The organism is Pseudobacillus sp. FSL P4-0506, assembly GCF_038003025.1.
In the GTDB taxonomy this organism is placed as follows: domain Bacteria; phylum Bacillota; class Bacilli; order Bacillales; family Domibacillaceae; genus Pseudobacillus.
On the sequence record NZ_JBBOOI010000001.1, the window covers coordinates 2,388,772 to 2,415,280 of the forward strand.

Genomic DNA, 26,509 nt, shown 5'->3' on the forward strand with positions numbered 1-26,509 from the left:
CTTTCCTATTTCTATCCTAACAAGTTTTTCTTTTTATACCTATCTTAAAAATAAATATTACGTACATTTTCCTGCCAGTTTACTTTATTTTTACTTTCATCTTTTACGCTTGATATAAGCAAAAAACAGGAGGTTTCGCATGTGACTTATATTATTCAAACGCATCAATTAACGAAACGCTTTACATCTGAGCTCATCATCAATCATGTAAGCATGAAAGTGAAAAAGGGGGAAATATACGGATTTCTTGGTCCAAATGGTTCTGGCAAAACAACGGTTATGAAAATGCTGTTAAATTTAGTTAAGCCATCTTCTGGCGACATTATTATACAAAATGAATCGATTGCGGCCACTTCCTATAGCTACTTAAAAGACATCGGCAGTTTAATTGAGTATCCGATTTTTTATGAGGACCTTACTGCGCAGCAAAATCTGCAATTGCACTGTGCCTATATAGGCTATGACGATCATCGCCGCTTGGAAAAGGTGTTAGAGACCGTTGGCTTGCAGCAAATTGAAAAGAAAAAAGTAAAGGAATTTTCCCTTGGTATGCGTCAACGCTTAGCGATTGCGCGCGCCATCATTACAAAACCAAAAATTTTAATTTTAGATGAACCCATTAACGGGTTAGATCCTGTCGGCATTAAAGAAGTGAGGGAGCTGCTTGTTACTTTGAAAAAACAATACGACATGACCATCTTAATTTCCAGTCATATCGTAGCTGAAATTGAGTCTATTGCCGATACAATCGGCGTATTAAAGGATGGAAAATTAATCGAGGAAATCGCCATGCCTGCATTGCGCGAGCAGCATCAGCCAACGACAGAGATCATGGTAAGCGACGCAGGAAAAGCAAAGCAATTGCTGGAAGAAGCGTTTCAGGCCAAGGTACAAATCATTAACGCAACGACATTGCGCCTTACAAAAGTAAATGTAAAAACAGCCGATTTAACGAAACACTTGATTTTACACGGAGTAGACGTTGAGAGAGTGGAAATGGTGCATCAAACGTTGGAGGAATACTTTATTAACCGCATCAAAGGAGGGTACACACATGCTGCATTTAATTAAGCTGGAATGGAAAAAACATCAAATGACCCGCTATTTTAAAAGCTTTGCCTTTTGTATGATTGGCATTTATGGATTTGTGGCGCTCATTGCCTTAAGTTCAAAAAATGAAATGGATGGCGCAATGAGCTCCTTTCATGAATTTATGTCGCTCCTCACCATCCTATCGAATATTACCTTTATTATTTTCGGCAGTGTTATTTTATCGCGCTTAATTATTTCAGAATTTCGCACTAAAACAATACAAGTGGTATTCACATATCCGATACAACGGAAAAAACTATTGTTGGCTAAATTAACACTTGCTTATGCCTTTACGGCGGGAAGTCTATTAATCGGCCTTTGGCTCATGCAAATGATCACGTATTTTTTGCAGCCTTCACTCGGACTATTTGAAGGCACGGTCACATTACAAGAAATATTCTCCGTTTCTCCAAAGGTAGTATCAAACGCATTAATGATGGGGGCCATCGCATTGATTCCACTGTTTTTCGGTATGCGAAAAAAGTCCACCTCAACAACAATTACCTCAGCGGTCATTATCGGCTTTTTAATTAATGCCACAGTTTCAGACGGTGGGGACACCTTCAGCTTAGCGGATGTCGTATTTATTCCACTTATCCTGGCATTGTTTGGATTGGGGATTGCCTATCTGTCGTTCCGCAGCATTGATGTAAAGGATGTGGCCTAATGCTACGAAAAATGTTTGTTTTATTATTGCTCGGAACAATGGGTGCAGGCCTCATTCTTTATCTGAAACAGCCTGTTAAAACGGTAGCAATCGGCGGGTATAAAGCGATGCCGTATATCGACATTACACTAGATGAGTTAAATATTGATATTGCCGATTCACCTGATGATAAAATACATCTTCAAATAAAGGGGCATACATTAAATAAAAATATACTGTCAGTTAGTCAAAAAAACAATACATTCGTCCTGAAGGAGACACGCCAAAAGAAAAAATGGCAAGAAAATATTCACTTTCGTCCCATGCCAACCGTGGTCATGAAACTGCCGAAGTCCCAAAGTAAAGCTCTTACAATTAACGGTGCCTATGGCGATCTTATCATTCAAGGTTTGGAGTTGGATACAATACAGGCAGGAACCTCCGCTGGCATGGCGCATGTAAAAAATGTAATCGTCTCAAATGCTGAGTTTTCCACGGCAGACGGCATGGTGAAAATTGCTAAAAGTAGTCTCAAAAATTTATCGATCACAACAGATGCAGGCGATGTCTCCATAAAAGAAAGCACAGGCACAGCACATACGATACGAACAGCTGACGGACAAATTAAAATAACAGAGGCTACGGAACAGCCGAATATACAATTGAAAAGTGTTTCAGGTGATATCGGTATTCAATATATAAAAACACCTGCTTCGCTTCAATTGGTGACGGCTGGTGAAGATATGAAGATTGAGTTACCTAAATATGATAGAAACACTCATGCTATTGGCGACGGGACGAATCGTCTTTCGGCTAAAACCGAAGATGGCGGGCTTGTTATTCAATAAAAAATAGAGTACATAAAAATCCCCTTGCCCACTCACATTTGCTTCAAGGGGAATGAACCTAGAAAACTTTTCAGAAGCATCCGAACATTCTAAAGGGGGCTTACAGCCAAAAGAAACTGTATAGGGAACTTTAGAGATTGAAGAGGGCTTCTCCCATTAATAAAGATAGGAAGAATCCTCCTAATAAGGTGGCTGAAATAAAGGCTGGTATGGAGAGAAGAAACTTTATTCGAAGACGAATGGTACTGAAATGTCTATAAAAATGAATGATCGGTTTTGAAACCAGCATGGCAAGAAGTAAAAATATACATGATGCTATTAGATCAATACGAGTAAATGGAGGACTGATATATTCATCAAAATAAAAATTGACAACAAAAAACAAACTAAATAATACTGATTGAAAAATAAAAAATGTAAAGTGTTTCATAAAAAAATTACCTCTGTTCCATATATTGAAACTAACTAGATTATAACTCTACAGAAAAATAACAGATACTTCTACAAACGTAGTTCCTACTTGCTGAAAAGTGACAAGAAGGAAGGGAATAAGACTTTCTAACCGGATCGCAGATGAAGAGGTGTGGAAATGAGGGGATCTTCTTTTAGTAGAAGATATAGAAAGGCCTATTGCTCATGAAAATCTAGCGGAAGAGCCTACAGGGTGTCAGAAGGATCGTCTAGCTTGCCTCAAAAAGAAGGTGAAGTAGGTATTTAGATTCAATAAGGAATTACACTCTAGGAAGAGTGTTCTGAAATTAGTCTTTTATGGCTTTTTCTATTGCCAGAGCAGTTGATTCAATGTCGCCATAAGTTTCAATAGCGGCTGTTTCTAAATAAGTTATTTCAAACAGCTTCTTTTCTTTCTGATAGTTTACAGAGAGTACCCTTTTTTGGTTTTTAGAAACCGTTTGAGTGATTTGGCAGTTACTATAAAACATCATGGTTTTTAACATGTTTTTGGTATGGTCTAAAGACAAGGTCGTTATCTCCTTTTTTTAGGCTAAAAGAAGTGATTCAATACTACTTTTCTATAATTAATTATAATTTGTATTTTTTTCCTTGTATATGGAAAGTTTGATGACGTTTTTTACTTTTTTGTAACATGGCGTAAAAAGGAAAAGGTGTTTCATCAAATAGGGGGAAATATAAAAATATGAATAGGGGTACTAACATACAATTAGGTTGGTGGATAAAAGTAGAAGAAAAATAAAAAAGCCAGGAAAGCTCCCAGCTTATCTAGGGCCAATTCTATTGAATGAAACAGATCAGTAAGATCAATAGTATGTATCGGAAAGAAAAGAGGCTTGGGCTATTTATACGTCTGACTGGTCACTTAGAAATAGGGCTTTGCTTAAAAGTTTAATATCAGAATAAATATAGGTTTTTATAATGGGATTTTTGCATTTATAATAGTCGTCTGTTAACCGTTTGAGTTCATGACAAATAAGATCTATCGGAATCAAAGGAAGCTCCCCTTTCCAGTAACTAATAGTATAATGATGAACGTTATTTGTAAGACAGAGAAGAAATTTGTCGACAAGTGGAATTATACCAAACTTTACTAGGGATTCGTATTTATTAAAAAAATAAGTCTCCTATTTAGGAGACTTATTTTAATTTTATTACCAGCTGGCTTTCTTTATTCCAGGAATTTGCCCTTTATAAGCAAGTTCTCTGAAGCAAATACGGCAAAGCTTAAATTTACGATAAACAGAATGGGGTCTTCCGCATTTTTCGCAGCGTGTATATTCTTGTACTTTATATTTTGGGGTGCGTTTTTGTTTAGCGATCATAGACTTCTTGGCCATATTTTAACCTCCTTTGTGATTAAGGATAGGAGACATTTATTATTATAACCTAATAATAATTCTAATGACATAGGAGTCTGTTGGTAATTAGATAAAGGCTTTATTGCTTTATAGGAAAAACCGTATTTCATTGGAAAAACGGAAGAGACATTTGGACAAGTCTTCTAACGGAATTACAGATGAAGAGCTGGAGAAAAAGAAATCAAACGAGCAAAGACAAACCTAGGATTTAAATTGATATGGATGAACAAGAAAGCGAAGAAAATGCAAGAGATAGCAGGAAAGAGATTTAAATGGAGTCGATTTAACTAGTATCATACAGAGGTTTCTAGGAAAAAAGCTTATGGAAATTAGAGAGGCATTTATCTATTTCTCAAGAAAGGGCAGAATAAAACAAAAAATGGAGTCAACGACGAGGAGAGGTTGACTCTTTTCGTGTATTTATTCATGACGAAGAACACGAACAAATGATTAATAAGAAGGTTTTACTTTTATTTCAAGCCACTGAAAAAGCAGACGAGCATTGAATAAGCCACAATCCTATGTTTTACCTTATGGTAGGGGGATGACGGGACACGCACCTAATAAAGTGCCAGCTAATAGTATAACTTGAACCTTATTAGCGTGACCACATTTCAAGAAGAGGTGAGTGGATTGTTCTACCACATTAAGGAATTACAATATCATGCAAAGCCGGAAAGACCTGATCCGTTATATGCGAAAAAGCTACAGGAAGTTTTAGGCGGGCAATTCGGCGAAATCTCTGTTGCCTTGCAATACTTGTTCCAAGGATGGAGTGTGCGGGGGAATGGGAAGTATAAAGATTTATTAATGGATACGGGAACCGAAGAGCTGGCCCACATAGAAATGTTAGCGACAATGATTGCCCGTTTATTGGATGGTGCTCCGGTTGGCGACCTGGAAGAGGCAGCGAAAGATCCAATAATAGGAGCTATTCTTGGAGGAATGAATCCACAGCACGTGATCGTATCCGGACTAGGAGCCATGCCGGCAGACAGTGTCGGCAATCGATGGACGGCTGATTATATTATTGCGAGCGGAAATCTTTTAGCTGATTTTAGAGCTAATTTAAATGCAGAATCTCAAGGGCGATTGCAAGCCGTTCGCTTGTACGAGGAAACGAATGATAGAGGCGTCAAGGATATGCTTTCATGGTTAATAGCGAGAGATACCATGCATCAGAATCAATGGATCGCAGCTATCAAGGAACTGGAGGCAGCAGAAAGGGGGATTGTTGTCCCGGTAGCATTTCCAAAGGAATTGGAAAAACGTGAAGTCGCTTATACGCTGTTTAATTTTTCACGAGGAAATGAAAGTGCTGAAGGGCGATGGGCCCATGGAATTAGTATGGATTGTCAGGGGACATTCAATTACGTGGAAAACCCTCTTCCTTGTGCTAAAGCGCCAAAACTGAAGCCTGCCCCACCATATATATTCAATACCCCGCCAGCAGCCCTTAAAGCCAACCCGACGAACATTCCCCCAAGCATGTGTTAGCAGATTCGTTCATTTGAGCAAGAAGGAGAAAGAGCATCCTTTAGGTTTTATTTGATAAGTGAAGAAATATGAAGTTTATCATTCTTAGCAGCCCGTCTTTTTTATAAGTGCACAGCACCCTGGAAGGGGTGTTTTTTTATTTCCTACTTTTCCAAGCGGGACGGATAGTTCCACACAAATTATTTAACAAACTAGATGTATCTTTTATTCAATCAGGTGAGGGTATTTTTGACAAAAAAGAAGAAGAAATGGAGCTATGCCGCTCGTACAGGCGCTTTGCTTTCAATGCTGTTGGAACAGTGATAAAGGGAATAGCTCAAAGTTGTGGAGTGCTTCTATGTAGTAGGAATGCTTTTTTTGTCTTTGTCTAAGATAAAAGGATAGTAACATAACAACAAAAATATAATAAAAATAGATAAAAATTTATTGTAAAACGATAAATAACTTGTTAAAATCAAGTGGAAAATAAATAAGTGAGGTGCTTTTTATGGAAAGAGGAACAACACTTTTTCTAAAGATAGCAGTTATTATCATTGGACTTCCAGTTCTTGCTTTGTGCATATTTGTGGTGCCTGAGATTGCGAATTTTACAGCAGAATTATACCCGGATCGCCTATATTTGAAATATCTCATGTTCATCGGTTTGTATGCAGCGGCGATTCCTTTTTACTTCGCTTTGTATCAGGCTTTTCAGCTTTTGCATTACATCGATAAGAATCATGCATTCTCGGAACTGTCTGTAAAATCCTTAAAGAATATAAAATACTGTGCTATCACAATTAGTGTCCTGTACGTAATGAATCTGCCGCTCTTATATCTGATAGCAGAGAAGGACGACGCCCCAGGCATCATAGTCATCGGATTAATCATCATCTTTGCTTCACTGGTGATTGCAGTCTTTGCTGCTGTTCTTCAAAGGCTCTTGAAAGATGCAATTGATATAAAATCAGAAAATGATTTAACGGTCTGAGGTGAATGAGATGGCAATTATAATTAATATTGATGTTATGCTGGCTAAAAGGAAAATGAGCGTCACTGAACTTTCGGAGAGGGTTGGAATAACGATGGCTAATCTTTCTATATTGAAGAATGGAAAGGCAAAAGCGATTCGATTATCAACTTTAGAAGCGATTTGTAAAGCTTTAGACTGTCAGCCCGGAGATATTTTAGAATATAGAAATGATGAAGACGACCAAGATGAATAATAAAGTGGCATATCAGAAGGAACCGTTGAACGCACAAATCATGGGAGCGCTGAAACAACTCGTTCGTTTCGGGTGGGAGCAGGCATTATCATGTTTGTTTCCTGTCGTTATTTTTGCCTCTTTGGCTTTGACACAAATTATACCGCTTCCCTTCCTGCCGCGGTATGACTGGTTGCTCATTATCTGCCTTTTAATGCAGTGGTGGATGGTGCATTCAGGGCTTGAAACAAGGGATGAATTAAAGGTTATTACCTTGTTTCACTTGATCGGGCTTGCTCTTGAGCTTTTTAAGGTACATATGGGCTCCTGGTCTTATCCAGAGGAAGGGTATGCCAAAATTTTTGGCGTGCCTCTATATAGCGGGTTCATGTACGCGAGTGTAGCGAGTTATCTTTGTCAGGCGTGGAGAAGACTTAAGGTTGAACTGATTAAGTGGCCGTCTTTTTTGACGGTTGTACCGTTGGCAGCTGCGATTTATTTGAACTTTTTCATCCATCATTATTGGATTGATGTTCGTTGGTGGTTATCGGGACTTGTCATTATCGTCTTCTGGCAATCCTGGGTCCTATATGAGGTTGGGGGGATTCGTTACCGTATGCCGCTCGTACTTTCTTTCATACTTATCGGTTTTTTTATATGGATTGCCGAAAATATTGCGACATTCTTTGGCGCTTGGAAATATCCAAACCAAGCGGATGCATGGAGTCTCGTTCATCTAGGAAAGGTAAGTTCATGGCTTTTATTAGTGATTGTTAGCTTTCTTATAGTAGCCACGTTAAAACAGGTTAAGGGAAAAGCTCCCTCTAAGATAGACGCTGATCAATTTCTATAGCCATTAAGAACCGCTTCAAGAAAGTCGAATCCTTAGCACAATAAGGAATTCGGCTTTTTTTAGTCGAATGTCTTCCGGCATAAAAAAAGTCGACGTGTTAGGAGGCCCCGTTGGTATGAACAGGAAAATTCAACTACGCCTTATTTGATTATACTATTGCTTCTTAGCGATCCCTACAAGCAAGAGAGCTACACTAAAAATCCATAATAAATTGGCCGTCATTATGTTGAGAGAACCTTCTGTAGAAGCCTATTCGGGTTCAAGGTAGACTGGCCCGATCAACCATACCGTCCAAATAACTAAACTTATTATTGCAATGATAAAAGAGCTTAAAAACCGTAAATAAGTACGAGAAAATTTTTGTTTGTACCATACGTATATAGTGAAAAAATAGCTATGCCCAGTGTGCCGTAAGAACTTATTAAAAGAAAATTGCGAGTGCTTTCTTCCCGTATAAATCCCACACCTTTCAGAAAGGGCTTTGTTCCTTATTTTACTATACAAACTGTGGTGTGGAAGAATAGCTGATGTTTAAAAAATATATTAGCTATTTAATGGGTATTTAGATATAGTTTAAAATGAAGATAAAGATTCATAAATGTGGTTTGATGAAAAAATAAAAGGGTATATAGAACTGTATTTTGTGGGAAGGAGGATCTGTTGTAATGATGTAACGACTCTATAGTGAAGAAAGTAAGGAATAGTGCAACAAGAAAGGATACTTATGAATGAAACAAGTTAAAGTAAAACACCGGTTTCAAATTGTGTGTATGGAATTGATCAAGAGTCAACATTTTGATGAATACCCAACAGAAGAACAAATGAAAGAGTTTGTCTACACTTATTTTCCTACATTTCATACAGATGGTGTGCCAGTTGAATGGAGAGTAGAGAAAGTATATTTCTTAGAGGATTAACAATAGCTTAACAGTAAAAAGAAGGGCATCAAAACTTTAAAGCAGCTTTGCAGCTGCCTTAGAGATTGGTGTTCCTTTTTATGTTGCAAATGTGATTGCCGCTTTCGCTTTAATGAAGAGAAGGATCAGCTTCTTTAACAGCGGATAGGGGCTTACTGGCTCTATTGGTGTGATTTGTCGAATGAATAGTATAGGAAAATACCCGTTCTTATGGAAATGTGTAGGTAGGAGGGGGTGTGTAAAATAAAAACTTATTCAATTGACTTTTATCTGAAAAATAATCAAGTCATCACATTGAACGTACAGAAAAATTCAGAAGAGGAACTGAAGAATGAACTGGAAAGAATGAAAGGATTTTATATAGTAGAAAATGGCGTAGTTAATTTGGATAAGGTAAAGGAATATAAAATCAAGGCTACTGTTTGATGGGCAGAACAAGCCTTTTTCGACGTGCTATTTTTCACTGCTGCTTTTTGCTTAGTTGGAACATCGATAAATTTCCAAGAACCAAAGCCTATATAAAATTGTAGTATATGATTGAAGAGGATTCTGCTGGCGAATAATCAGTAAAAGACTTTTAAATGGACGAGAAAAAAGAAATATGTTTTCTGAGAAGAAATGGCCTATTTAGGAGCGTCACCGTTTATAGTGACGCTCTCACTTGTCCCGCTCTAAACGTTTCTTTTAAGGAGAATATTAGCAGTTGTTATTATTGTTGTTGCGGCGATTGTTACGGTTGTTATTGTTATTGCGGTTGTTTCTGTTATCAAGGTTCTCGATTTCGTTATCAAGTCCAAGCTCAAGGTTTACATTGTTTAGATCCAGTTCTTTATTACGGTTGTTATTATTATTGTTGTTGTTCATGTGTATTCCTCCTTAGTTGTCTTTGTAATAAAAAGTAAGCAGCAAGTATCAAGCACCCAACCCCTCTGAGGCGAATAGCAAAGAGAAATAGAAGTGGTTGTTTGCGTCGATAGTTTGCTACTTATAACAGTTATTGTGTCATCATCTTCAGAGATTATTCTTTAGCATGAAGGTCTTTTTATGATTTTAATTATTATTTAATGGGCATACTACAGACGTAATGTGCCATAACCTGAAATACCCTGGGCGGGCTAGAGCCTCTCCTTACTTAAAAAGCTAGAGAACAGCAATAAAAAGAAAGCCTCCAAAAGTAATAAATCTTTGTCACACGCTAGACGTAATCATATCTTTAGGCATACACCATTCCCCCTTTCAAAGAAGAGACTTACTGTTCTTCCGAAAGCTTGGGGATATTTATGTTTTACCTGTTAGTTACCCGGAGTGAAAACCATTAACATCAATCTTTTCCCCATACTCATAGAGGAAGATACAGGCTTCTATGATTGAGTTTGGCTGCAGTGATGGCCACGGGCAAAGAAATATTAATTACACTGCCATGTTTAAATGCAAGATCATTAACAAAGCAAAAAGCCTGCTAAATTGGATATTTCTTCAGCGGGCTTTCTATGTTTCAGTTTATAAATTTGAATCAAACCGTAGCGTGCTTACAAAATCATATAGGATTTTTTTGTGATTTGGTTTAAGTGACTATATTCATTCTCTTTTAATTGTACCAGTACAGATGGAGAAAAAGACGATTCATTTTATGGCATGTACCCCGTTATTATTTGAGTTATATCAGAACTATTTTTAGAAAAGCAGAAAATGGGACAGATATAATACGAATTTAAAAGATAGGGGTAGGACAAAATGCAGAGAGAGACAAGCGAGAAAATTGGATTATTGTTAGGGTTAATAGGTGTCATTTGTTTTAGCTTAACACTCCCAGCTACAAGGGTGGCAGTGGAGTACTTTGGGACTGCCGTCGTCGGTTTAGGAAGAACAGTGGTTGCCGCTATTTTAGTAGCGATAATATTGATAGTGCGAAAAGAAAAACTGCCTTCTCTTAGCCAATTTAAAAGTCTAGTTATTGTTGCTTGTGGAGCAGTTTTAGGATTTCCTCTCCTTACTTCCTGGGCGATGGAATCCTTGCCTGTTTCTCATGGTGCTGTGGAATTAGCCCTGTTGCCATTAGCAACAGCGGGATTTGCTATGTTTAGAGCAGGCGAACGGCCTTCTCTTAAATTCTGGCTTTCCAGTGTAATCGGCTCTTTAGCTGTTATTATGTATGCTCTTCATCTTGGGTTTGGCCAATTGCAATTTGCTGATTTAGCTTTATTGGCAGCGGTGATCATACTTGGGCTTAGCTATGCGGAAGGAGGAAGATTGGCAAGAGAATTAGGCAGCTGGCAGGTGATTGCTTGGGCCATCATGATCGGTGCCCCATTTTTCATTCTTCCAGTCGGGCTGCACTTTACAACAGAAATGATCCATGCTCCTTTACAGGCCTGGGTTAGTTTTATGTATCTCGCAGTCGTTAGTCAATTTCTCGCCTATGTTGCCTGGTATAGTGGAATGGCCATGGGCGGAATAGCAAGAGTGAGTCAGATTCAATATTTACAACCATTTTTAATGATTCTATTTGCGGCCGTCTTCTTGAATGAATCCGTCACACTTTTCACACTTGTCATAGCAGGGGTGGTGGTCTTTTCTGTAATAGTAGGCAAAAATGCTCCCGTAGCCAGAAAAGGATCGATCGTAGAGAGAAGCTGACTGTGTGCTGGAGAAACTACACTTAAACGAAGGAAAACTATTAGTGAAGAAGAACATGACAGATTAGTCATATTTAATCCCTCATGTCTCTACTGGTATGGTTGTACGGCTACCCCAACTTTGTAAACCCTGTTGGGTGGAATGGAAGGCGCAAAGACTCCTGCGGGCTCACCGACCGCCCCGCGGAAAGCGAAGCGCCTGGAATGGAAATCAACAGCCTCGATTCACAAGAAAAATAAAAAGGACTGCAGACAAACTTCCGAATTTCTTGAGTTTGTCTGCAGTCTGAAACACCTACAAGTTGTAGGTAGGTGTTTTTATTTTTTAGTTTAACAGGAGTTCCATCTTCTCATGATAGTTTAATAGAAATCGATTTTTTATTTTGCTGCTTTATAAAGAGAGTCCACCTTATAGCCTTTCGCTTTATAATAGTCTAAGATTCCGTTATAAATGGCTTTAGCGGCTTCCGTACGCCAGTAATCCGATTTAAGCATTTCATTTTCTTTTTTGTGATCAATGAATGCCATCTCAGCGATAATAGCTGGCATACTATTGCGTGTAAGGACGTGCAGGTTGTTTCTTGGCTTTACTCCTCTGTCTTTCAGTTTTAAAGCTTCAACCATGCGCTGTTGAATTTTCGTTGCCAGTAGCTTGCTGTCAGCAACATAAGGGTTTTTTGAAGTCGCAGCGCCATAGTAAAGTGTCTCCGTTCCATTTCCGCCGCCAGTAGAAGCATTCGCATGAATGCTTACAAAGATATTACCACCTTTACTTTTTGCGAAACTTGTTCTCTGAGACAAACTTGGATACGTATCACTCGTGCGGGTCATATAAACCTTGAAAGGTGTGTTTTTCAGTAACTCATTTACCTTTAAGCCTGTATCCAATACCACATCTTTCTCCAGAAGGCCGAAACCGTCTGCACCTGGATCACTTCCGCCATGCCCGGGATCCAGAATAATCGTTTGCTTGGCAAGACGTGGATCTGCCTCTCCAATGCTACTTCTTTCCTCTGTCTCTCGTAAATAGCTTTTATGTACAAAACCAGTAATATGACCGGATTGGATATAAATCCAACTACCTACTTCATGTCCCGCAAGCACCTTCGTGTTTTCTTTAAGAGACCCGGTTTTCGTATATTTGGCAGCCGGACCGGTACGTACATTCAAATCATCTACATCTACCCAGCGTCTTTTATCAAAGCTTGCTGACTCTTTTGTTCGGAATTCAGGATGGATGGCACGAGCCAAAAACACAGCGAAGTCTGCACGAATGATCGGCTGATTAGATCCAAATGTGCCGTTCTCAAGCCCGTTTGCGATGCCGCGTGTTGTCAATGCTTTGGCTGCACCGGAGAGGCTTCCACCAAATTCATAACCAAAAGCTTTCGATAGCATAACGGCCATTTCACCACGTGTGACTTCGTTATATGGAAGGAACCTGCCTCCAGAGTATCCAGAGAGGATGCCTTTTTCTACAGCAGATTGGATATAACCGGAAGAGAAGTTGCCCGGTGCCACATCCTTAAAGTTGGTTGTACGCTTTGTACCATTCAATTGAAGGGCACGTCCAATGAAGGCTGCTGCTTCCGCTCGTGTTACCGTTTTATCTGAAGCGAAAGTAGTGGCAGATGAGCCATTGGCTATTCCACCTTCTTCCAGATAATTTACTTCTTTCAACGCCCGAGAAGGGACATCTACAAAGCTAGCTGCCTTGACAGTTGTAGAAGGAGAAAGAAGAGGAATCGCCAATAAAAAAAACAAAAAAGTAAACAGTAAACTCTTTTTCATAAATATTACTCCTTTATAAAATTTTACCATCCCATTCTAACATAGATATCTACACAAAAGTCTCTTCTAGAGTAATTATTAAATTTTTACTCTGAAACACATATACCCCCTTACCTGATTTTCGGAAGGGAGAAACGATCTCGCACACTTGAAAACATCAATAAAGCTGTAGAAGTCCAGGAGTCATTTTATAATTATGTCTACACTTTTGATAAGTTACTTGCCTTCTGTCATAGGATACAGAGGATATTCCCACCGATGCGTACATTCTTCCAACATATAAAATTGGCTTTCTTCATTGGGCACAATGCGAGAGCATTGTTGCCTAGGGATTACACCGTCGCTAGTTACCTCAATCCAGCTTTGACCGGACATTTCGTCATATCTTATTTCTAATTGATTACCATTTACCGTTAAGGTTCGGCCATTCTTCTTATTCTTCGCCATATTGATGAAAGCTTCAATATCGGCTGAACTCACTGGCGATCGAGAAGGAGCCAAATGTATGTCTTTCATTCCTTCCCAAGTAGGGAAGCGAACAATATTTTTAGTGATCCATTGTTCTCTGCCTAATCCTAATGCTTCTTCTGCAGTCAACCGAATTCCACGATCATAATTAACCATTTCAATAGACTGATCATCAAGGCGCTTGCCAACAAAACCGAATATTGTCTTGTAAAAATGGTAATAATACGTGGTTTCACCTAATGTAAAGTCCCGATACTCAATGATAAGCGACTGTTGACCATGGGGAGAATCAATTTTCTTGTAGCTATAATCTCTTATTTGAACCCAAAGATTGAGCATGAGTAAGAATGGAACACTTAGGAATAGGCCTGCAATAATCAATCTATTACTATATCGAGAAGAGCGAAAGCCAAGTATAGCTAAAATAATAATATCAACTGCTAGAGGAATCATATAACCGGTTTGTCTAAAGAAAAGGATGAAATAGCCTGTTAGATGCATAAGGATAAGAATCAAGTTCATGACACCTAGCAAAACGAATGCCAACTTTGTTTTTGTCATTGTCATCTCTCTGCTTTCATTTACAAGTAATCATTAGAATAACAAAGCGGCAGACCCATTAAAAGGTCAAACATCCGTTCCATCCATTTGTTTTGTACAATAGAGCATATAGATTTCTATCAGTCAGACAATTTATTCCTTTATATGGTATTATTGTTATTGAAATACATAAAGGTGGTTTGGAATGGGAAAGTAAAAAATATAGCGCACGACACTGCAACGAAACAAGAGAATATGAAGGGCGGAGCATATGCACTAAATCAACAAGGAGAAGGCACTTCAGATATCGAGAAAGTTAGTAAAATGGTGGCAGTAAAAGTAAAGGAATTGATAGTAACAGTGAACTCGCTGGCAAAAGAAAAAACGAGAGGCTGATGGTAAAAAGAATGTGAATGAAAGGCATATGCAGTAGTCATTGCATTCTTTAAGAACATCTTCAACTACTGAGAGGTGAATCGATTTTGCAACTTGGTTTATCATACAGTTAGGCTGTCTTTCAAGGGGGAAGTTTTATGAGCTTAGTTACGAGTAAAGTAATCATCATATCTGTATTCCTGCTGATCATCACAATGATTGAAACGTTAGCTTATTCAGCTAGAATTTCGGGGGCGAGGGTAAAGTTAATAGCAACCGCTTTATCCTTGTTTAGTACGTTAGTGATCATTTCAAGATTTTCTACCATGATCCAACAGCCACTAACAGCAAAGCTTATTGCAGAAGCACCGCACTTAAACAAATTAGACTACATAGAAGAGCAATACAGAATTTTAATTGGAGTAACGTCTGTTGGGGTATTACTTGGAATTCTTCTCTTTCCTACGTTCATTAATATCTTTTCACGGGCTATTGTTCAATTATCTAATGAGCGAGGTTCAATCATGGCACTGCTTTTTAAGTATGTTAATAAAAAAGGAATTGCAAAGGGATTTAGCTGTTTTAGGCTACCCAGATTAACATACCTTAAAGGGATTACTTTAAAAACAATCCCTAAGCGGATTTTCGTGATAAATGTCATTATTTCAGCTGTTTTTACTATTGGTGTCCTTTCGTCTATATATGCATCTATGCTAGTTCCACAATATTACTCGCAGGCTGCCTTAATGTCATCAGGCATTATCAATGGTGTGGCAACTATTCTGTTGACGCTATTTGTTGATCCGAAAGCTTCAGTATTGGCTGATAGAGTGGTTAAAAAACAAAGCAGTTATGTTTATTTAAAAAGTTATTCCCTTACAATGGTCAGTTCAAAATTATTAGGCACGTTTGTGGCGCAGCTTTTATTTATTCCTGCTGCTTACTATGTCGCTTGGTTTGCTGAATGGATTTAATTTGATTTGTATGCGCAAACGAGGGATCATCCATAGAATGATTTACATAAATAAAAAGAAGTTGAGTATCTAAAAGGATCCTCAGCTTTTTTTGTTTGAATTTAGAGAAATGCCTAGAGAAGGACAAAGGAAATTAAATCTGTCCTTTTCAATATACTTGATAAATTTCCAGTTTATTGTTGATATTTGAATTCCAAATGTGTAAAATTACACTAAATTAAACATAAGTAACTAAGGGGATGCTCTATGAATGAGAAAGATGTGATTGATGTTATTTCCAAAAAAGTAAAACTAGTAAGACATGAAAAAGGATATACACAAGAGAAAATGGCAGAGGTCCTTGGGATTTCTAAAAAAACATTAGTTCAGATTGAAAAAGGGCGAACGTCTGCTACATGGACGTGCGTCATTGCTCTTTGCGCTCTATTTAGAGATTCTGAAGTTATTCAGGCAGCCTTAGGTGAAGACCCTCTGGAAGTAATAGAAACATTAGCACACGGGAACATTGATAGACCTAGAGAAAAAACACTCGGTGGAAAGATTTGGTGGAAACAGATTAAAAAAGAAAACGACTTCATTTTACAGCAGAATGTGATCAGCAAACATTATCGGATTATTGATAGGGACAATTACCGGTGGTTTAGTTCATTGGATCAAGATGAAACGCTTATATATTTTGATGAACTTTTAAAAAATAATGCCACCACTCTTTAAGATTTGCAGGAGAGTATAATGAATTTAAGGAGATCACAAACATGACCACTAAGCAGATCGTACTTATAATAACGGCGGTTAGCCTGCTCTTTTTATTAGTGCCGTTTATGATGATCCTCCGTCTGAACTACGGTAACCCATACGAAATCTATCTCGTCAATAAGCATGTACCTTCCTATCTTGAGAAAATGGGGTATACGGAGGAATCGATAATAGAACAGCATGAGGGTGAACCGAAAGAATCTTCAAATAAAGAATATCTTCATACTCAATATATGGTGAAGTTCAAAGATGAGCCAGATATAACGTATTATTATGGAGTAAGGAAAAAAGGGAAGATTGTCAAGCAGTTTTGTGAAAGGTATAGCCCAAGGTATAGAGAGATTAAAAAACCCACCAAACATAGTGAAGAGGACTGTGTGCATTATCATGAGAATCAGTAAAAAGTCGTTTTCAGTCAGTGCAGCCGCTAGCGAAGCTTTCATAAATACGAAAACATGTCTATAAATAAAAACTAAAGGCAAATAAACTTTATCTTTTAAAATCCTCTAAAATAATCTAACCATGCTAGAATAAAAGCGATTGAAAAAGAATAAAAAGTTACAAGATTGCCTAACAGTAATATATACTTAAGCGGTCTTTGGTTAATCAAAAGAGACAATACAAGCGCAACTATAGGTAAAACAATAAAACAGAGCTGCAGCGTTATATTTACAAAATTATGTGCTCCCCAAGGGCTCACGCTAAATGCGCCATATTTGACATTATAATACTTTACAGCGATAAAAAAGAGCCAAATAATGATAGTTATAGCAGTATAAATAACTGAGTTTTTATTCAAACAGACACCTCTTTCTTGTAAAGTTTTGCGGATTCATTTTGAGCGTATGTGTATAGTATGAGCACATAAGGAAACGCCCGGGGATTATTAAACTTCCAGATAAGCACAGTTTAGAAGAGCTGAATTCAAAATTGAAAGCAGAAAAAATAGTAACCTGTTTCTTGTCTCATAGAGGGTGATGGGTCAAATTTGTATTTAGAAAGGCTGTTTAAAAGTCAACGCATGGCCGACTTTTAAACAGTTTTTTTTTCATAAATAAATAGGTGTTGATAATGAATGTAATCAAAAAAATGAGCATGGTGGCGAACGGGATCTTCATCTAGTTCTTTGGCTCGCTTGATGACCTCTTCAGCTATGTCCTGCTTGCCAATTCGTTTCAGATAAGCTTGCAAATAATAATACACAGATAATGACTCATACGAAACAGCAGGCTGTAGAGATTGGCGATCGTATTGACCAAAAAGTTTGTGCTTATTGTTCCACTCTTTTAACAGCCATTCATTTAGTTGATCCGAGTTGTAGCCAATATTTTTCCGATTAATAGCAATTAGCAACTGATCGATCATATGCACCGTTTTATTGTGCACATAGGTTTCTTTTTCTATATTATAATATTCGGGAAAGAAGAGATCCTTGTTGTTATTTAAGCGAGTGAGAAGCTGCTTCGATTGCAGGGTGTCTGGGAAAAGAGAAAAAAATCCGGTGTTAAATAACTTAGAGTCATTCGTGACGATGACTTTTCCAGCGACCAATCGTAGAAGTCAACATAATAACCTGCTTTCTTTTGCTTTTTCGCTATCGTGTTTTGAATGCTTTGGGCCCATTGTTTATACGTTGGTTCTTCGAAAACTTGGCTAGCTTTTTGGAGTGCAGCGATAATCCGGACATCATCAATTAATGCATTTGTGTTAGCCTTCTTAGCCAGTTCCCATTTCACATAAGTTTCGCCTTTGTAGAGAACAGCCAAGTAACTGTTTTTCCTTCAATCCTATCTAACACAATGTTTATTCCCGCTTCGTCAGTATCCTTAAAAATCCTTTCTTGCCATTGTTCTAGATTTGTATTAAACGGCCTTTCTTAGTTAGATACAACATTACCCATATGTACACAGCGGGTGGAGAAAATAACAGAGGTAAGTCAGTTATGTAATTATAATATGAAGCATTGCTAACCTACAAAGGGAACTTATGAACAACTTATTAAAATTAATTTGGTTGTCTTTGTTGTTAACTTACAAAATGAACCTTCGGCTTTCTTTTATATAGAAAATAAAAAACTGGACCTCAATTTTGAAGTCCAGGCTCATTGCCGTGCATTACGGCTACCTATTTTAAAGTAGCTTTAATGTGAGGCTGTAGTAGTTACTTACTTCTCGCAAGCCCAACCGTCTTTATCGCGGTCGTGTTTTGAATCGTAAGCAGGGTGTCCCTTGGCCACACCTTTTGGATATTTCTTTCTAAGCTCTGTGCAGTTTTTAAATGATTCTTTTTTAGGTGCAGGCTTGGGCTTTGGTTTAGGCGCTGGCTTTGGCTTTGGAGCCGGCTTTGGTTTAGGCGCTGGCTTTGCTGGAGCCGGTTTTGGTTTCACTGGTGTGGTTTTTGGAGCACAAGCTCCATTCATAGCGTTTGCACTAGACCAGATGCCAAGTTTTTTTTCTTTAGCAGTGGCTTCAGCAGCCTGTAACTCTTCTAAATACTGAGTGTTTGGCGGAAAGATCGCAACACGGGCCAATCCTTTTTCTAATAATGTTTTGTTGAACATTTTGTTATCTAAATAAATATAAGCAAGAACACGGCCGTATTGGTCACGAGTCTGAACACCAAGTTCTACTTTCACATTTTTTCCCTGTAAGCTTTTTTTGGTAAAGTCAGATGCTTCTGGACCAAATAATTGTACGCACTTGTTGGGGTCTTTTGTCTCGGGTGTATCCACCAAAATCATACGCACAGTTTCTTTTCTACCTTTATACATGACTTTAATAGTGTCTCCATCAATGACTTCAGTAACCTTTGAAGTAACAGCTGTTGTAGGTGCAGCTGCCTGAACATGATTACTTTCTTTTATGGCAAAAGGTGTAAATGAGCTGCCAAGCAAGGATAAAGACAGGACAGCCGCAGCAATAGGCTTAAATAATTCTGATTTTTTGTTAAACATAATGTAGCTCCTTTTATAAATAGATAATAAGACTCGTGATTAAAGTACTGGTAATGACATAAAAATAAAGACACGTTATCACGTGTATAAGCAGAAAAACACCTTCTATAGTATCCTATAAATTGAATTGAAATGCTATATTATCTTTTCGTCAAATAACGACAAAAGTCCTTGAGATGAGCAATGATTATCCGTATTTTGTCTTCGGAACGAGGAGGGAAATGCATGGGGGAGGTCTTTATTATCAGGTGCTTTGTAATGATAGTTTGGCAGTTGGAATTTTTGTGATTCATATGTGTTCTTTCTCAGGATAGAGAAATAATTTTAGAATGGGGATAGATGGAATGGTCAAGCCATTTCATGCCATTCCTAAAAGAGGAGAGATCGAACAATGTACTGTGACAGGGAGTAATCATTTAGCACTCGTCAAAATAACGCTCTATTTAACTGTGTGCCAGCTCATGTTATAATGAGAAACTTAGGATAATTACGACTTTTGGTCATAATTGAACGGATGCCTGGTAAAAGCCTCCGCCTAGCGATAAAATATGGAGGTGTAAGAGAATGAATAAGCGATGGACAATCGGTAAAATTAAAGAATTCGTTGAGAATAACTCGGAAAGCAAGCTGCTAACGACGGAATATCATGGTTTTTCACAAAAGTTACTGTTTAAATGTGCTTGTGGCAGCAATTTTGAAAAAACATTTACAAAGTTTAAAAATAATCACCAGCGTAAATGTGACGTATGCCAACCGCCAAAAGCGTCACGCTAACGTATGGAGTCCGGAATGAGCTGCGCACAGACTAGCCCATGTTTTTAACAAAACGAAGAGACTTTTTACTGAATAAAAAGGGCTTAATGCTCAAATTGATGTTTCCACTAGAAAGAAAATTTTAAAAGTGAGTAGGCGAACGACATGATTGAGATAAAAACATCTCCCCTAAGTGATGGAGAATTCAATAGAGGGGTATTTGCTACATGTAATATCAAAAAAGGAGAGCTGTTGCATGAAGCGCCCGTTATTTCTTATCCGAATGACCAACATCCATACATTGAGAAAACTTTACTTGCGGATTACGCTTTTGAGTATGGGATAAATCACTCGGCCATCCTTCTTGGTTATGGAATGCTGTTTAATCATTCTTATGAACCGAATGCCACGTATGAGATTAATTTTAAGAATCACACATTTGATTTCTATGCTTTCACAGATATAAAAGCAGGAGAAGAAATTTTAATTAATTATAACGGCGACGTGGATAACAAAGATCAACTATGGTTTGATCAGGACTAACAAGGATAGCAAAATAATAAAAAAACATTTCATCTATCCTCACTGCTGGGATAGTCACCATTTGCCAATATGAAATAAACAAAGCGAAATCCTGCTGATTTTTTATGTTTTCAGTGGGATTTATTCATTTCATTTAATATATCTTCGTTAAAGTCTTATCCACCTGTTTCTCATTTTCTTTCATCTCATGATTATTCACTGTACGTTGTGTTTTGCAAAAAAACCGAAAGGGGAGAGGGAAGTCGGTAGGTTGTCTATCTTTGTTGGGCAATTGATAAAGGATAATTGAGTTTGATGGGAAATTTTGTTTTTCAGGATGGATCCCTTTAACCACAGTGGCCGTTTTATTAATAATGAAGATAGTAAGAGCAGTTACTGAGAAGGTGAAACAGGTAAAATTAAACAAATTTGGTAACTCTGCATATTGAAAGTAACATCATCCTTCTTCTCCGACTAAAGAGGGAGTTTTAATGAAAGAAGAGCATATAAGTTTATATGACATAAGAAAAGAACAAGGTATCTTAACATTTCCAAAAACGAAAAGTATAATGACCTTGTTCTCCATGAATGATTAAACATCTAGAGTAATGAATTGACTTAAGAATTATTTTTGTTTATTTAGCGTGTTTACTATTAGTGAGCAACTTGTCCGCCATCGGCTGCATAAACAAAACCGTTACAGAAACTTGCCGCATCGGAAGAAAGGAAGACTACTACTTCAGCGATTTCTTCTGGTTTAGCAGAACGGCGCATTGGAACGTTAGAAATAACTTCTGCCCATGTCTCTGGATCATCTTTCCACATTTGAGTCATTGGTGTTTCTGTTAAACCTGGTGCTACAGCGTTTACACGGATGCCATCTTCGGCGTGATCAATGGCAGCTGCTTTCGTTAAACCAGTTACTGCATGCTTGGCAGTAACGTATGGTGCCATATTAGGGTCTGCGATTAAACCAGCTACTGAAGCAGTGTTTACAATGGTACCCCCACCGTTAGCAATCATATGTTCAAGCTCATGTTTCACAGCAAAGAATACACCTTTTACATCAACAGACATCACTTTATCAAATGCATCCTCTTCAATATCTACGAATTTTGCTGGTTTATTTAAAACGCCAGCGTTATTGAATGCATGATGTAATCCACCAAACTTTTCTACTGTTTGTTTAACAAGTGATTTTAATTGTTCTGAGTTTGTCACGTCTGTTTTAAAGAATACAGCTTCTCCGCCTTCTTTTTCAATTAGTTCCACGGTTTCTTTTGCGCGATCATCTACGTCACCAATGGCCACTTTCGCACCACGGCGAGCAAAAGCAAGCGCTGTAGCACGTCCAATCCCAGTTGCTGCTCCAGTGATTAAGACAACACGACCTTCAAAATCTTTTATGCTCATATTATTTTCCTCCTCATTGCTCTTTGGTGTTCATCATAAAAGCTGCTTAATTGGTTACATGTGTAGTATAGCTTTCTTAAAAAAGCGCATTCAATATTTTTGTGAGAATGAGCTTATTCCTTTATAGTTATAAGCATAAGAAGGTGAATGAAAATGCAATTAACGCAATTAGAATATTTTTTAGTAGTCGCGCGATTTGAGCATATGTCAAAAGCTGCATTGGAGTTGGAGATTTCACAATCCTCCTTAAGTAAAACTATTGCCCGTTTAGAGGATGATATTGGGGTGCCGCTATTTGATCGAAAAGGGAAATCTATTCGTTTAAACGAATATGGTCGTATTTTTTATGAAAAGGCAGAAAAGGCTTTAGCTGATTTGCAGGCGGCAAAACTAGAAATTCAAGAGCTGGCTAATATTCGTGAAGATAGTGTAACGATTAACGTAATGAATTCAAAGCTGTTGCCCAAATTATTTTTTGATTTTTATAAAAAGCGCCCCAATGTTAAATTCCACCAGTATTTATTACCAGATAAATTAGCCCAACAAAAGCTAATTTCCGGTGAAATTGATTTGATGATTGTTATTCATCCCATTGTGGATCGAAGGATAGAGTGGGTGCCGCTATTTACGGAAGAGGTCTTTTTAGTCGTTCCAAGAGATCACCCTCTGGCAGCTAAAGAAAGTGTTTCATTGATCGAGGCTAAAGAGGAACTGTTTATTTTGTCAGAAACAGGTCAAAGTTTTCGCACAACAGAAAATCGAATATTCGAAAAAGCGGGTTTTACTCCGCGTATTGCCTTTGAAGGGGAAGACCTGTCTGTGATTTTACAATTAGTGAACGAAGGAAAAGGAATTTCCTTTATTTTTAAAAATTCATTTTTAGATGTGTATTTAGACAATGTAAAAATCTTAAAGATTTCAAATCCAGATTGCTTTCAAACGGTAGGGATTGCTTGGAATAAAGAGAGAAAGAGCTCATTTGTTGTTAACAGTTTTCGGGATTTTGCTATTACCTTTTTGAAAGAGGAGACTATTTTTAATGAGGAAGATAGAGGAAATGGTGTTAGCCGGATTACATAATGGCAGATGAAGGTATCGTTATCCTTTAGTTTTGAAGAATTATTTTTAATTCAAGCTGGTGAAGAATCATACTTAAGGCAACCGGGACATTTCTTTCATAGGCAGGAATAGAGTTACAGTAGCTTAATCCTTTGTTCAAAGCCGTCCGCTGCGTCTTTCTTCTACCGATGAGGGAAATGCTTAAATGATGGCATATAGTTATGTTAGGCAAAAGTTTTCGGTTTGTCATTTTGTCATTTCCCTCTTGAAGTGGGGGGGATGGCTATGAGCCTATAGTCTCCCGATAGGTTGGTGAAAATCCGGTTTGATATTACTTCATCCATCCTTTCTTCATAGGAACAGCAGCCATTCGCATGTCTGCTGTCTTTTCGGCTTTCGCCAGATAACTCAATCTTGTGTCCATAGAAAAAACACCTTTAAGTTGTATGTAAGTATTTAATACCCTCATTGCAACTTAAAGGTGGTTTTTAGAAGTTTCATTTTAAGGCGGTATTTGATTGTCCTACATATTCAATGCATGGGTTCCTGTCCATCGGTTGGCTTTAAAATTGGATTGGGGACGGGCTCATTAGCTGATTGTGGATTTGTCAGTCTCTCTTCATACCTGCGGTTAGCCGCATAAAATTGGTCTTCCAACCATCCAGCTTGCTCATGTGTTAGCTCCAATACAAGTTCATTATTAGTATCATCATAGGCAGTTAAAAGTACATAGCTTTTGTTGTCACGAGTGACATTAGCTACTCTAAGGTAAAGATTTTTAACTTCCAACCTTAAGTGCATTCCGTCCATGAATATAACCTCCCTAAAGCGTTTGTAATTACTATTCACTGGAAGGAAAAAGAGTATACAGACAAGTTAAAGTCCACTAGTTTGAAACGAGGAGATGGATTGATAGAAAATACGGAGTATCAAAAGTCTACTGTAAAAAAAGCATAATAAAGATGAGAACGTCAGGTTTTAAACCAACAAATCTAAAATATTGAGCTATGCGGCAAATAAAGCAAGTGTAAGCATTTATCTTTCCAGCTTGAAGATATCTCAATGAGGATAGGGGAAAGAATAAAATGTATGAAGAGGCAATCATACGAAAGCGGAAACGTCCAACGTTATCCAGCTCAACGAAGGATAGATGAAAGACTGAAAACATACGAATCTCTCTTAAGACCAATCCACCATCTTACCGAGGATCATAAGCAGGTGTTATTTGAGTTCTTGATTCTTTGATCATTATGGTTAATTTATCAATAAATGTAATTTTTGTGGTAATATAAATATAAAAGAGGAGAGACAAGTGTTTGAAGTTTTTCATTTTTGTTATTGTTATCATAATTTTAAGTCTTGTATTTATCACTCTAGAAAAAATAATAGATAAACTATTTGATGTAGAAAGAAAGAAGATTTCAGAAACTCCTGGCAAAAACATTGACCGATGGGGGAGGAGCATCATCTTAGTTGTCTTTTTATGTGCTCTAGGTTTTGCTGTTACGAAGGATACAGATATTATCAAATGGTATTGGATCGTGTATTTGGCTCTGTTGTTGGGGTTTCAAGCTTTCCTCGAGTGGAAGTATTTAAGGAATTCAAAACAGTATGTTGCTACACTTGTTTTTTTAACATCGAGTAGTGCAATCATTATTTTTTACATTAATTATTTTATTCAGCTGTTGGGCTGGGGATAGCTCCTTGCACCAATGCATGCATTTTTAAAGCAATAGAGGAATGGATATTTAAACTTATGAGGTGACTATGGTTAATATTGGGGATGTAATATTTCAAATCGCTATGCTTTTATTGGTAATTTTATTCTTTGTGTCAGTGTTTTTATTTATTAGAGGGCTTCGCAAAAATCAATTTTATAGAAGCGATGCTTTAGAGAGAATCGAAAGCAAACTTGATAAAGTCATTGAAAATCAGGAGAAACAACTTAGAGATTAACCGCTTCCTGTATGAGTTATGATGAAGAGGCGTACTTTTTGGCTTACAGGTATCGGGATCGTCCTGTCCATAACTGGAATAGTAAAGAAACCGGAGGAAAATATACTTACCATTCTATTTTTAATTCTCTCCTCTTCATTTTTTATATTTTGGTTCATTGCAATTATTTTATTGTTTACGGGTCAAGTGGAATTTGTCCCATAGTGGCAAGCATACTCATGCAAATCAAAGGCTTCTTTTGTAAAACAAATAAACCAAAACAAGCGATTTCTAGTCTGAAGAAATCGCTTGTTTTAGTGAATAGATATTTCTGTATCAATGTAGATCGGCATTTTCTTGAATCTATTCTAAAAGGGATCATTTGCATCTAGCAATCAGTGGGGACGATTGGACCATTTTTTAACACACCTGTCGGACTTAAGGTGATTAAGAAGGAGTTGATTCAATTGATCATCTTAGCAGAAGTTTTGCGTACAATTGCTATAACGGTACTGATAATTAGTTCTTCTTTTTATTTTAGACAGCTAGTAAAAAATAAGAAACAAAGAAAACTTTCAACCTTTGAATTTACAATGTACCTCACCTTTCAAATTGCATATGCTTTTTTAGCAATCAGTTTACTGATTTTTATATTTGTTGAGTAATTGCTGGACAAGGCGAAGGCTTTGGGCTGACTGACTATGTGTACAGCAAATAGCATCTGATTTTTTAGGACCTTATTAATTAAAATTTACCTTTGTATTAGTTATCGTTGCTTTTTTAGTGAAAATAACGTTCTTTGGCAATGCAATAAAGAAAAACTCCTGAGGATACATTAAGAGGATGAATCTATTTATAGAGGGGGTAATAAAGAAAAAACAGCTAAAAATAGGGGGAATACACATTTTACAGAGGAAAATAGTTTCAGCCACAATCTCCGGCACGTTATTTACTGTTCTCTTAAGCTTAATTGAACCCAATCCCTTTGGGAAACCTATTAACTCAACAGGAGAGTATCTGTTTGCTGTTGTTTCAATATTTACACTGTACATGATGTATACCTTTCCAGCTATTTTACTATACGGAGTTTTTACATCTATAATTAGTGATAAAGTTGGTGAATTCATATCCATTAAAATTAAGAGGAAAAAAGCAGAATTTGTCGTCTCTGCAATGTTGCATGTTCTCTTTGGTCTTATCCTGCGATGGTTTAGTCTGTGTGCTTCGATATTATTTTTTAGTACGGACCAGATAATGAAAAAACGTGTTAGAAGGTATACATGGGTAGAAGCAATCAGTAGTTTAATTATCTCTATTTTGATGTGGATGATTGCTTCGGGGGCTCTTTGGTTGTGGGAGACATGAAAAGCTAGATGTGATGATATGTGAATTAAAGGTGTATAAAGCCATTCATTCAATTTCTTGGGGCGCTTTCACTCACAAAGAGGGATTGAAATAACGATGT

General features: G+C 37.5%; 32 protein-coding genes. 20 read left to right on the forward strand and 12 right to left on the reverse strand.

What is annotated here, in order from left to right; translation table 11 throughout:
• Window positions 1-141: 141 nt before the first annotated feature.
• From MKZ02_RS11890 to MKZ02_RS11900, 3 genes are read left to right on the forward strand one after another with little or no spacing between them, the layout of a single operon-like run.
• Entirely contained in the window at window positions 142-1,071 is a 930-nt protein-coding gene (locus tag MKZ02_RS11890; RefSeq protein ID WP_120032095.1) for an ATP-binding cassette domain-containing protein, read from the forward strand.
• Window positions 1,055-1,759 carry an ABC transporter permease gene (locus MKZ02_RS11895; protein ID WP_120032092.1) on the forward strand — a complete coding sequence of 235 codons (705 nt, stop codon included), beginning with the start codon at window positions 1,055-1,057 and terminating at the stop codon, window positions 1,757-1,759. The genes MKZ02_RS11890 and MKZ02_RS11895 overlap by 17 nt, the downstream gene beginning before the upstream one ends.
• Window positions 1,759-2,586, forward strand: coding sequence for a DUF4097 family beta strand repeat-containing protein (locus MKZ02_RS11900; protein WP_340853706.1), 828 nt, complete (start codon window positions 1,759-1,761; stop codon window positions 2,584-2,586). Before MKZ02_RS11895 ends, MKZ02_RS11900 begins: the two co-directional genes overlap by 1 nt.
• 758 nt (window positions 2,587-3,344) lie before the next feature.
• On the opposite strand, the gene MKZ02_RS11905 is transcribed toward MKZ02_RS11900, so the two are convergent.
• Complete coding sequence (locus MKZ02_RS11905) at window positions 3,345-3,566, reverse strand: hypothetical protein (RefSeq protein ID WP_120032088.1); 222 nt, start codon at window positions 3,564-3,566, stop codon at window positions 3,345-3,347.
• 645 nt (window positions 3,567-4,211) lie between these two features.
• Window positions 4,212-4,397 carry a type Z 30S ribosomal protein S14 gene (locus MKZ02_RS11910; RefSeq protein ID WP_120032086.1) on the reverse strand — a complete coding sequence of 62 codons (186 nt, stop codon included), beginning with the start codon at window positions 4,395-4,397 and terminating at the stop codon, window positions 4,212-4,214.
• A 654-nt stretch (window positions 4,398-5,051) separates the two neighbouring features.
• Here MKZ02_RS11910 and MKZ02_RS11915 point away from each other — a divergent pair.
• The 6 genes from MKZ02_RS11915 to MKZ02_RS11940 all read left to right on the forward strand — a co-directional run bounded on the left by MKZ02_RS11915 (window position 5,052) and on the right by MKZ02_RS11940 (window position 9,295).
• Window positions 5,052-5,915 (forward strand): manganese catalase family protein, encoded by an 864-nt coding sequence (locus MKZ02_RS11915; protein ID WP_120032084.1) that lies wholly within the window; start codon window positions 5,052-5,054, stop codon window positions 5,913-5,915.
• Between the two features lie 487 nt (window positions 5,916-6,402).
• Entirely contained in the window at window positions 6,403-6,885 is a 483-nt protein-coding gene (locus MKZ02_RS11920) for a DUF2975 domain-containing protein (protein ID WP_120032082.1), read from the forward strand.
• A gap of 10 nt (window positions 6,886-6,895) precedes the next feature.
• On the forward strand, window positions 6,896-7,120 hold the full coding sequence (locus MKZ02_RS11925; RefSeq protein ID WP_120032080.1) for a helix-turn-helix domain-containing protein: 225 nt from the start codon (window positions 6,896-6,898) through the stop codon (window positions 7,118-7,120).
• Window positions 7,121-7,160: 40 nt separating this feature from the next.
• Window positions 7,161-7,952: a DUF817 domain-containing protein gene (locus MKZ02_RS11930; RefSeq protein WP_120037776.1), complete on the forward strand. Its 792-nt coding sequence runs from the start codon at window positions 7,161-7,163 to the stop codon at window positions 7,950-7,952.
• A gap of 728 nt (window positions 7,953-8,680) precedes the next feature.
• Window positions 8,681-8,869 carry a hypothetical protein gene (locus MKZ02_RS11935; protein ID WP_120032078.1) on the forward strand — a complete coding sequence of 63 codons (189 nt, stop codon included), beginning with the start codon at window positions 8,681-8,683 and terminating at the stop codon, window positions 8,867-8,869.
• A gap of 234 nt (window positions 8,870-9,103) precedes the next feature.
• A complete protein-coding gene (locus MKZ02_RS11940) occupies window positions 9,104-9,295 on the forward strand; it encodes a hypothetical protein (RefSeq protein ID WP_340853709.1) in 192 nt (63 codons plus the stop codon).
• Window positions 9,296-9,565: 270 nt separating this feature from the next.
• Here MKZ02_RS11940 and MKZ02_RS11945 read toward each other — a convergent pair whose 3' ends face one another.
• A complete protein-coding gene (locus tag MKZ02_RS11945) occupies window positions 9,566-9,733 on the reverse strand; it encodes a hypothetical protein (protein WP_340853710.1) in 168 nt (55 codons plus the stop codon).
• 870 nt (window positions 9,734-10,603) lie between these two features.
• Here MKZ02_RS11945 and MKZ02_RS11950 point away from each other — a divergent pair.
• Complete coding sequence (locus tag MKZ02_RS11950; RefSeq protein WP_340853711.1) at window positions 10,604-11,506, forward strand: DMT family transporter; 903 nt, start codon at window positions 10,604-10,606, stop codon at window positions 11,504-11,506.
• A 377-nt stretch (window positions 11,507-11,883) separates the two neighbouring features.
• Here the strand turns inward: MKZ02_RS11950 and MKZ02_RS11955 are convergent, their stop codons facing one another.
• Complete coding sequence (locus MKZ02_RS11955) at window positions 11,884-13,296, reverse strand: N-acetylmuramoyl-L-alanine amidase (RefSeq protein ID WP_340853713.1); 1,413 nt, start codon at window positions 13,294-13,296, stop codon at window positions 11,884-11,886.
• Between the two features lie 216 nt (window positions 13,297-13,512).
• Window positions 13,513-14,325: a hypothetical protein gene (locus MKZ02_RS11960; RefSeq protein ID WP_182916957.1), complete on the reverse strand. Its 813-nt coding sequence runs from the start codon at window positions 14,323-14,325 to the stop codon at window positions 13,513-13,515.
• Window positions 14,326-14,484: 159 nt separating this feature from the next.
• Between MKZ02_RS11960 and MKZ02_RS11965 the strand changes: the two genes are divergently transcribed.
• The 4 genes from MKZ02_RS11965 (at window position 14,485) to MKZ02_RS11980 (ending at window position 16,810) form a co-directional block, all read left to right on the forward strand.
• A complete protein-coding gene (locus tag MKZ02_RS11965) occupies window positions 14,485-14,700 on the forward strand; it encodes a hypothetical protein (RefSeq protein ID WP_340853714.1) in 216 nt (71 codons plus the stop codon).
• 137 nt (window positions 14,701-14,837) lie between these two features.
• Window positions 14,838-15,653: a lipid II flippase Amj family protein gene (locus MKZ02_RS11970; RefSeq protein ID WP_340853716.1), complete on the forward strand. Its 816-nt coding sequence runs from the start codon at window positions 14,838-14,840 to the stop codon at window positions 15,651-15,653.
• 246 nt (window positions 15,654-15,899) lie between these two features.
• The gene (locus MKZ02_RS11975; RefSeq protein ID WP_340853718.1) at window positions 15,900-16,367 is read left to right on the forward strand and encodes a helix-turn-helix domain-containing protein; all 468 of its coding nucleotides are present in this window, start codon (window positions 15,900-15,902) and stop codon (window positions 16,365-16,367) included.
• A gap of 41 nt (window positions 16,368-16,408) precedes the next feature.
• The gene (locus MKZ02_RS11980; RefSeq protein WP_120032060.1) at window positions 16,409-16,810 is read left to right on the forward strand and encodes a DUF3139 domain-containing protein; all 402 of its coding nucleotides are present in this window, start codon (window positions 16,409-16,411) and stop codon (window positions 16,808-16,810) included.
• A 95-nt stretch (window positions 16,811-16,905) separates the two neighbouring features.
• Here the strand turns inward: MKZ02_RS11980 and MKZ02_RS11985 are convergent, their stop codons facing one another.
• The 4 genes from MKZ02_RS11985 to MKZ02_RS12000 form a co-directional block, all read right to left on the reverse strand.
• Entirely contained in the window at window positions 16,906-17,208 is a 303-nt protein-coding gene (locus tag MKZ02_RS11985; protein WP_120032058.1) for a hypothetical protein, read from the reverse strand.
• A gap of 233 nt (window positions 17,209-17,441) precedes the next feature.
• Window positions 17,442-17,795: a hypothetical protein gene (locus tag MKZ02_RS11990; protein WP_340853722.1), complete on the reverse strand. Its 354-nt coding sequence runs from the start codon at window positions 17,793-17,795 to the stop codon at window positions 17,442-17,444.
• Between the two features lie 56 nt (window positions 17,796-17,851).
• Window positions 17,852-18,145 carry a hypothetical protein gene (locus MKZ02_RS11995; RefSeq protein ID WP_340853723.1) on the reverse strand — a complete coding sequence of 98 codons (294 nt, stop codon included), beginning with the start codon at window positions 18,143-18,145 and terminating at the stop codon, window positions 17,852-17,854.
• Window positions 18,146-18,573: 428 nt separating this feature from the next.
• On the reverse strand, window positions 18,574-19,362 hold the full coding sequence (locus tag MKZ02_RS12000) for a thermonuclease family protein (RefSeq protein ID WP_340853724.1): 789 nt from the start codon (window positions 19,360-19,362) through the stop codon (window positions 18,574-18,576).
• Between the two features lie 564 nt (window positions 19,363-19,926).
• Between MKZ02_RS12000 and MKZ02_RS12005 the strand changes: the two genes are divergently transcribed.
• The gene (locus tag MKZ02_RS12005) at window positions 19,927-20,136 is read left to right on the forward strand and encodes a hypothetical protein (protein ID WP_120032050.1); all 210 of its coding nucleotides are present in this window, start codon (window positions 19,927-19,929) and stop codon (window positions 20,134-20,136) included.
• A gap of 144 nt (window positions 20,137-20,280) precedes the next feature.
• On the forward strand, window positions 20,281-20,658 hold the full coding sequence (locus MKZ02_RS12010; protein ID WP_340853725.1) for an SET domain-containing protein: 378 nt from the start codon (window positions 20,281-20,283) through the stop codon (window positions 20,656-20,658).
• A gap of 633 nt (window positions 20,659-21,291) precedes the next feature.
• Here MKZ02_RS12010 and MKZ02_RS12015 read toward each other — a convergent pair.
• Entirely contained in the window at window positions 21,292-22,050 is a 759-nt protein-coding gene (locus tag MKZ02_RS12015) for an SDR family NAD(P)-dependent oxidoreductase (protein ID WP_340853726.1), read from the reverse strand.
• Between the two features lie 153 nt (window positions 22,051-22,203).
• Here MKZ02_RS12015 and MKZ02_RS12020 point away from each other — a divergent pair, with 153 nt between their 5' ends.
• Entirely contained in the window at window positions 22,204-23,130 is a 927-nt protein-coding gene (locus MKZ02_RS12020; RefSeq protein ID WP_340853727.1) for a LysR family transcriptional regulator, read from the forward strand.
• 25 nt (window positions 23,131-23,155) lie between these two features.
• Here the strand turns inward: MKZ02_RS12020 and MKZ02_RS12025 are convergent, their stop codons facing one another.
• Both MKZ02_RS12025 and MKZ02_RS12030 read right to left on the reverse strand, forming a co-directional pair.
• On the reverse strand, window positions 23,156-23,359 hold the full coding sequence (locus MKZ02_RS12025) for a hypothetical protein (protein ID WP_120032042.1): 204 nt from the start codon (window positions 23,357-23,359) through the stop codon (window positions 23,156-23,158).
• 281 nt (window positions 23,360-23,640) lie between these two features.
• Entirely contained in the window at window positions 23,641-23,919 is a 279-nt protein-coding gene (locus MKZ02_RS12030; protein WP_120032040.1) for a hypothetical protein, read from the reverse strand.
• 506 nt (window positions 23,920-24,425) lie between these two features.
• On the opposite strand from MKZ02_RS12030, the gene MKZ02_RS12035 reads away from it, so the two are divergent.
• From MKZ02_RS12035 to MKZ02_RS12045, 3 genes are all read left to right on the forward strand, one after another.
• Window positions 24,426-24,809 (forward strand): DUF4181 domain-containing protein, encoded by a 384-nt coding sequence (locus MKZ02_RS12035; protein WP_120032037.1) that lies wholly within the window; start codon window positions 24,426-24,428, stop codon window positions 24,807-24,809.
• 67 nt (window positions 24,810-24,876) lie between these two features.
• A complete protein-coding gene (locus MKZ02_RS12040; protein ID WP_120032035.1) occupies window positions 24,877-25,065 on the forward strand; it encodes a DUF4083 family protein in 189 nt (62 codons plus the stop codon).
• An 822-nt stretch (window positions 25,066-25,887) separates the two neighbouring features.
• Window positions 25,888-26,409, forward strand: coding sequence for a hypothetical protein (locus MKZ02_RS12045; protein WP_340853730.1), 522 nt, complete (start codon window positions 25,888-25,890; stop codon window positions 26,407-26,409).
• Window positions 26,410-26,509 lie beyond the last annotated feature (100 nt).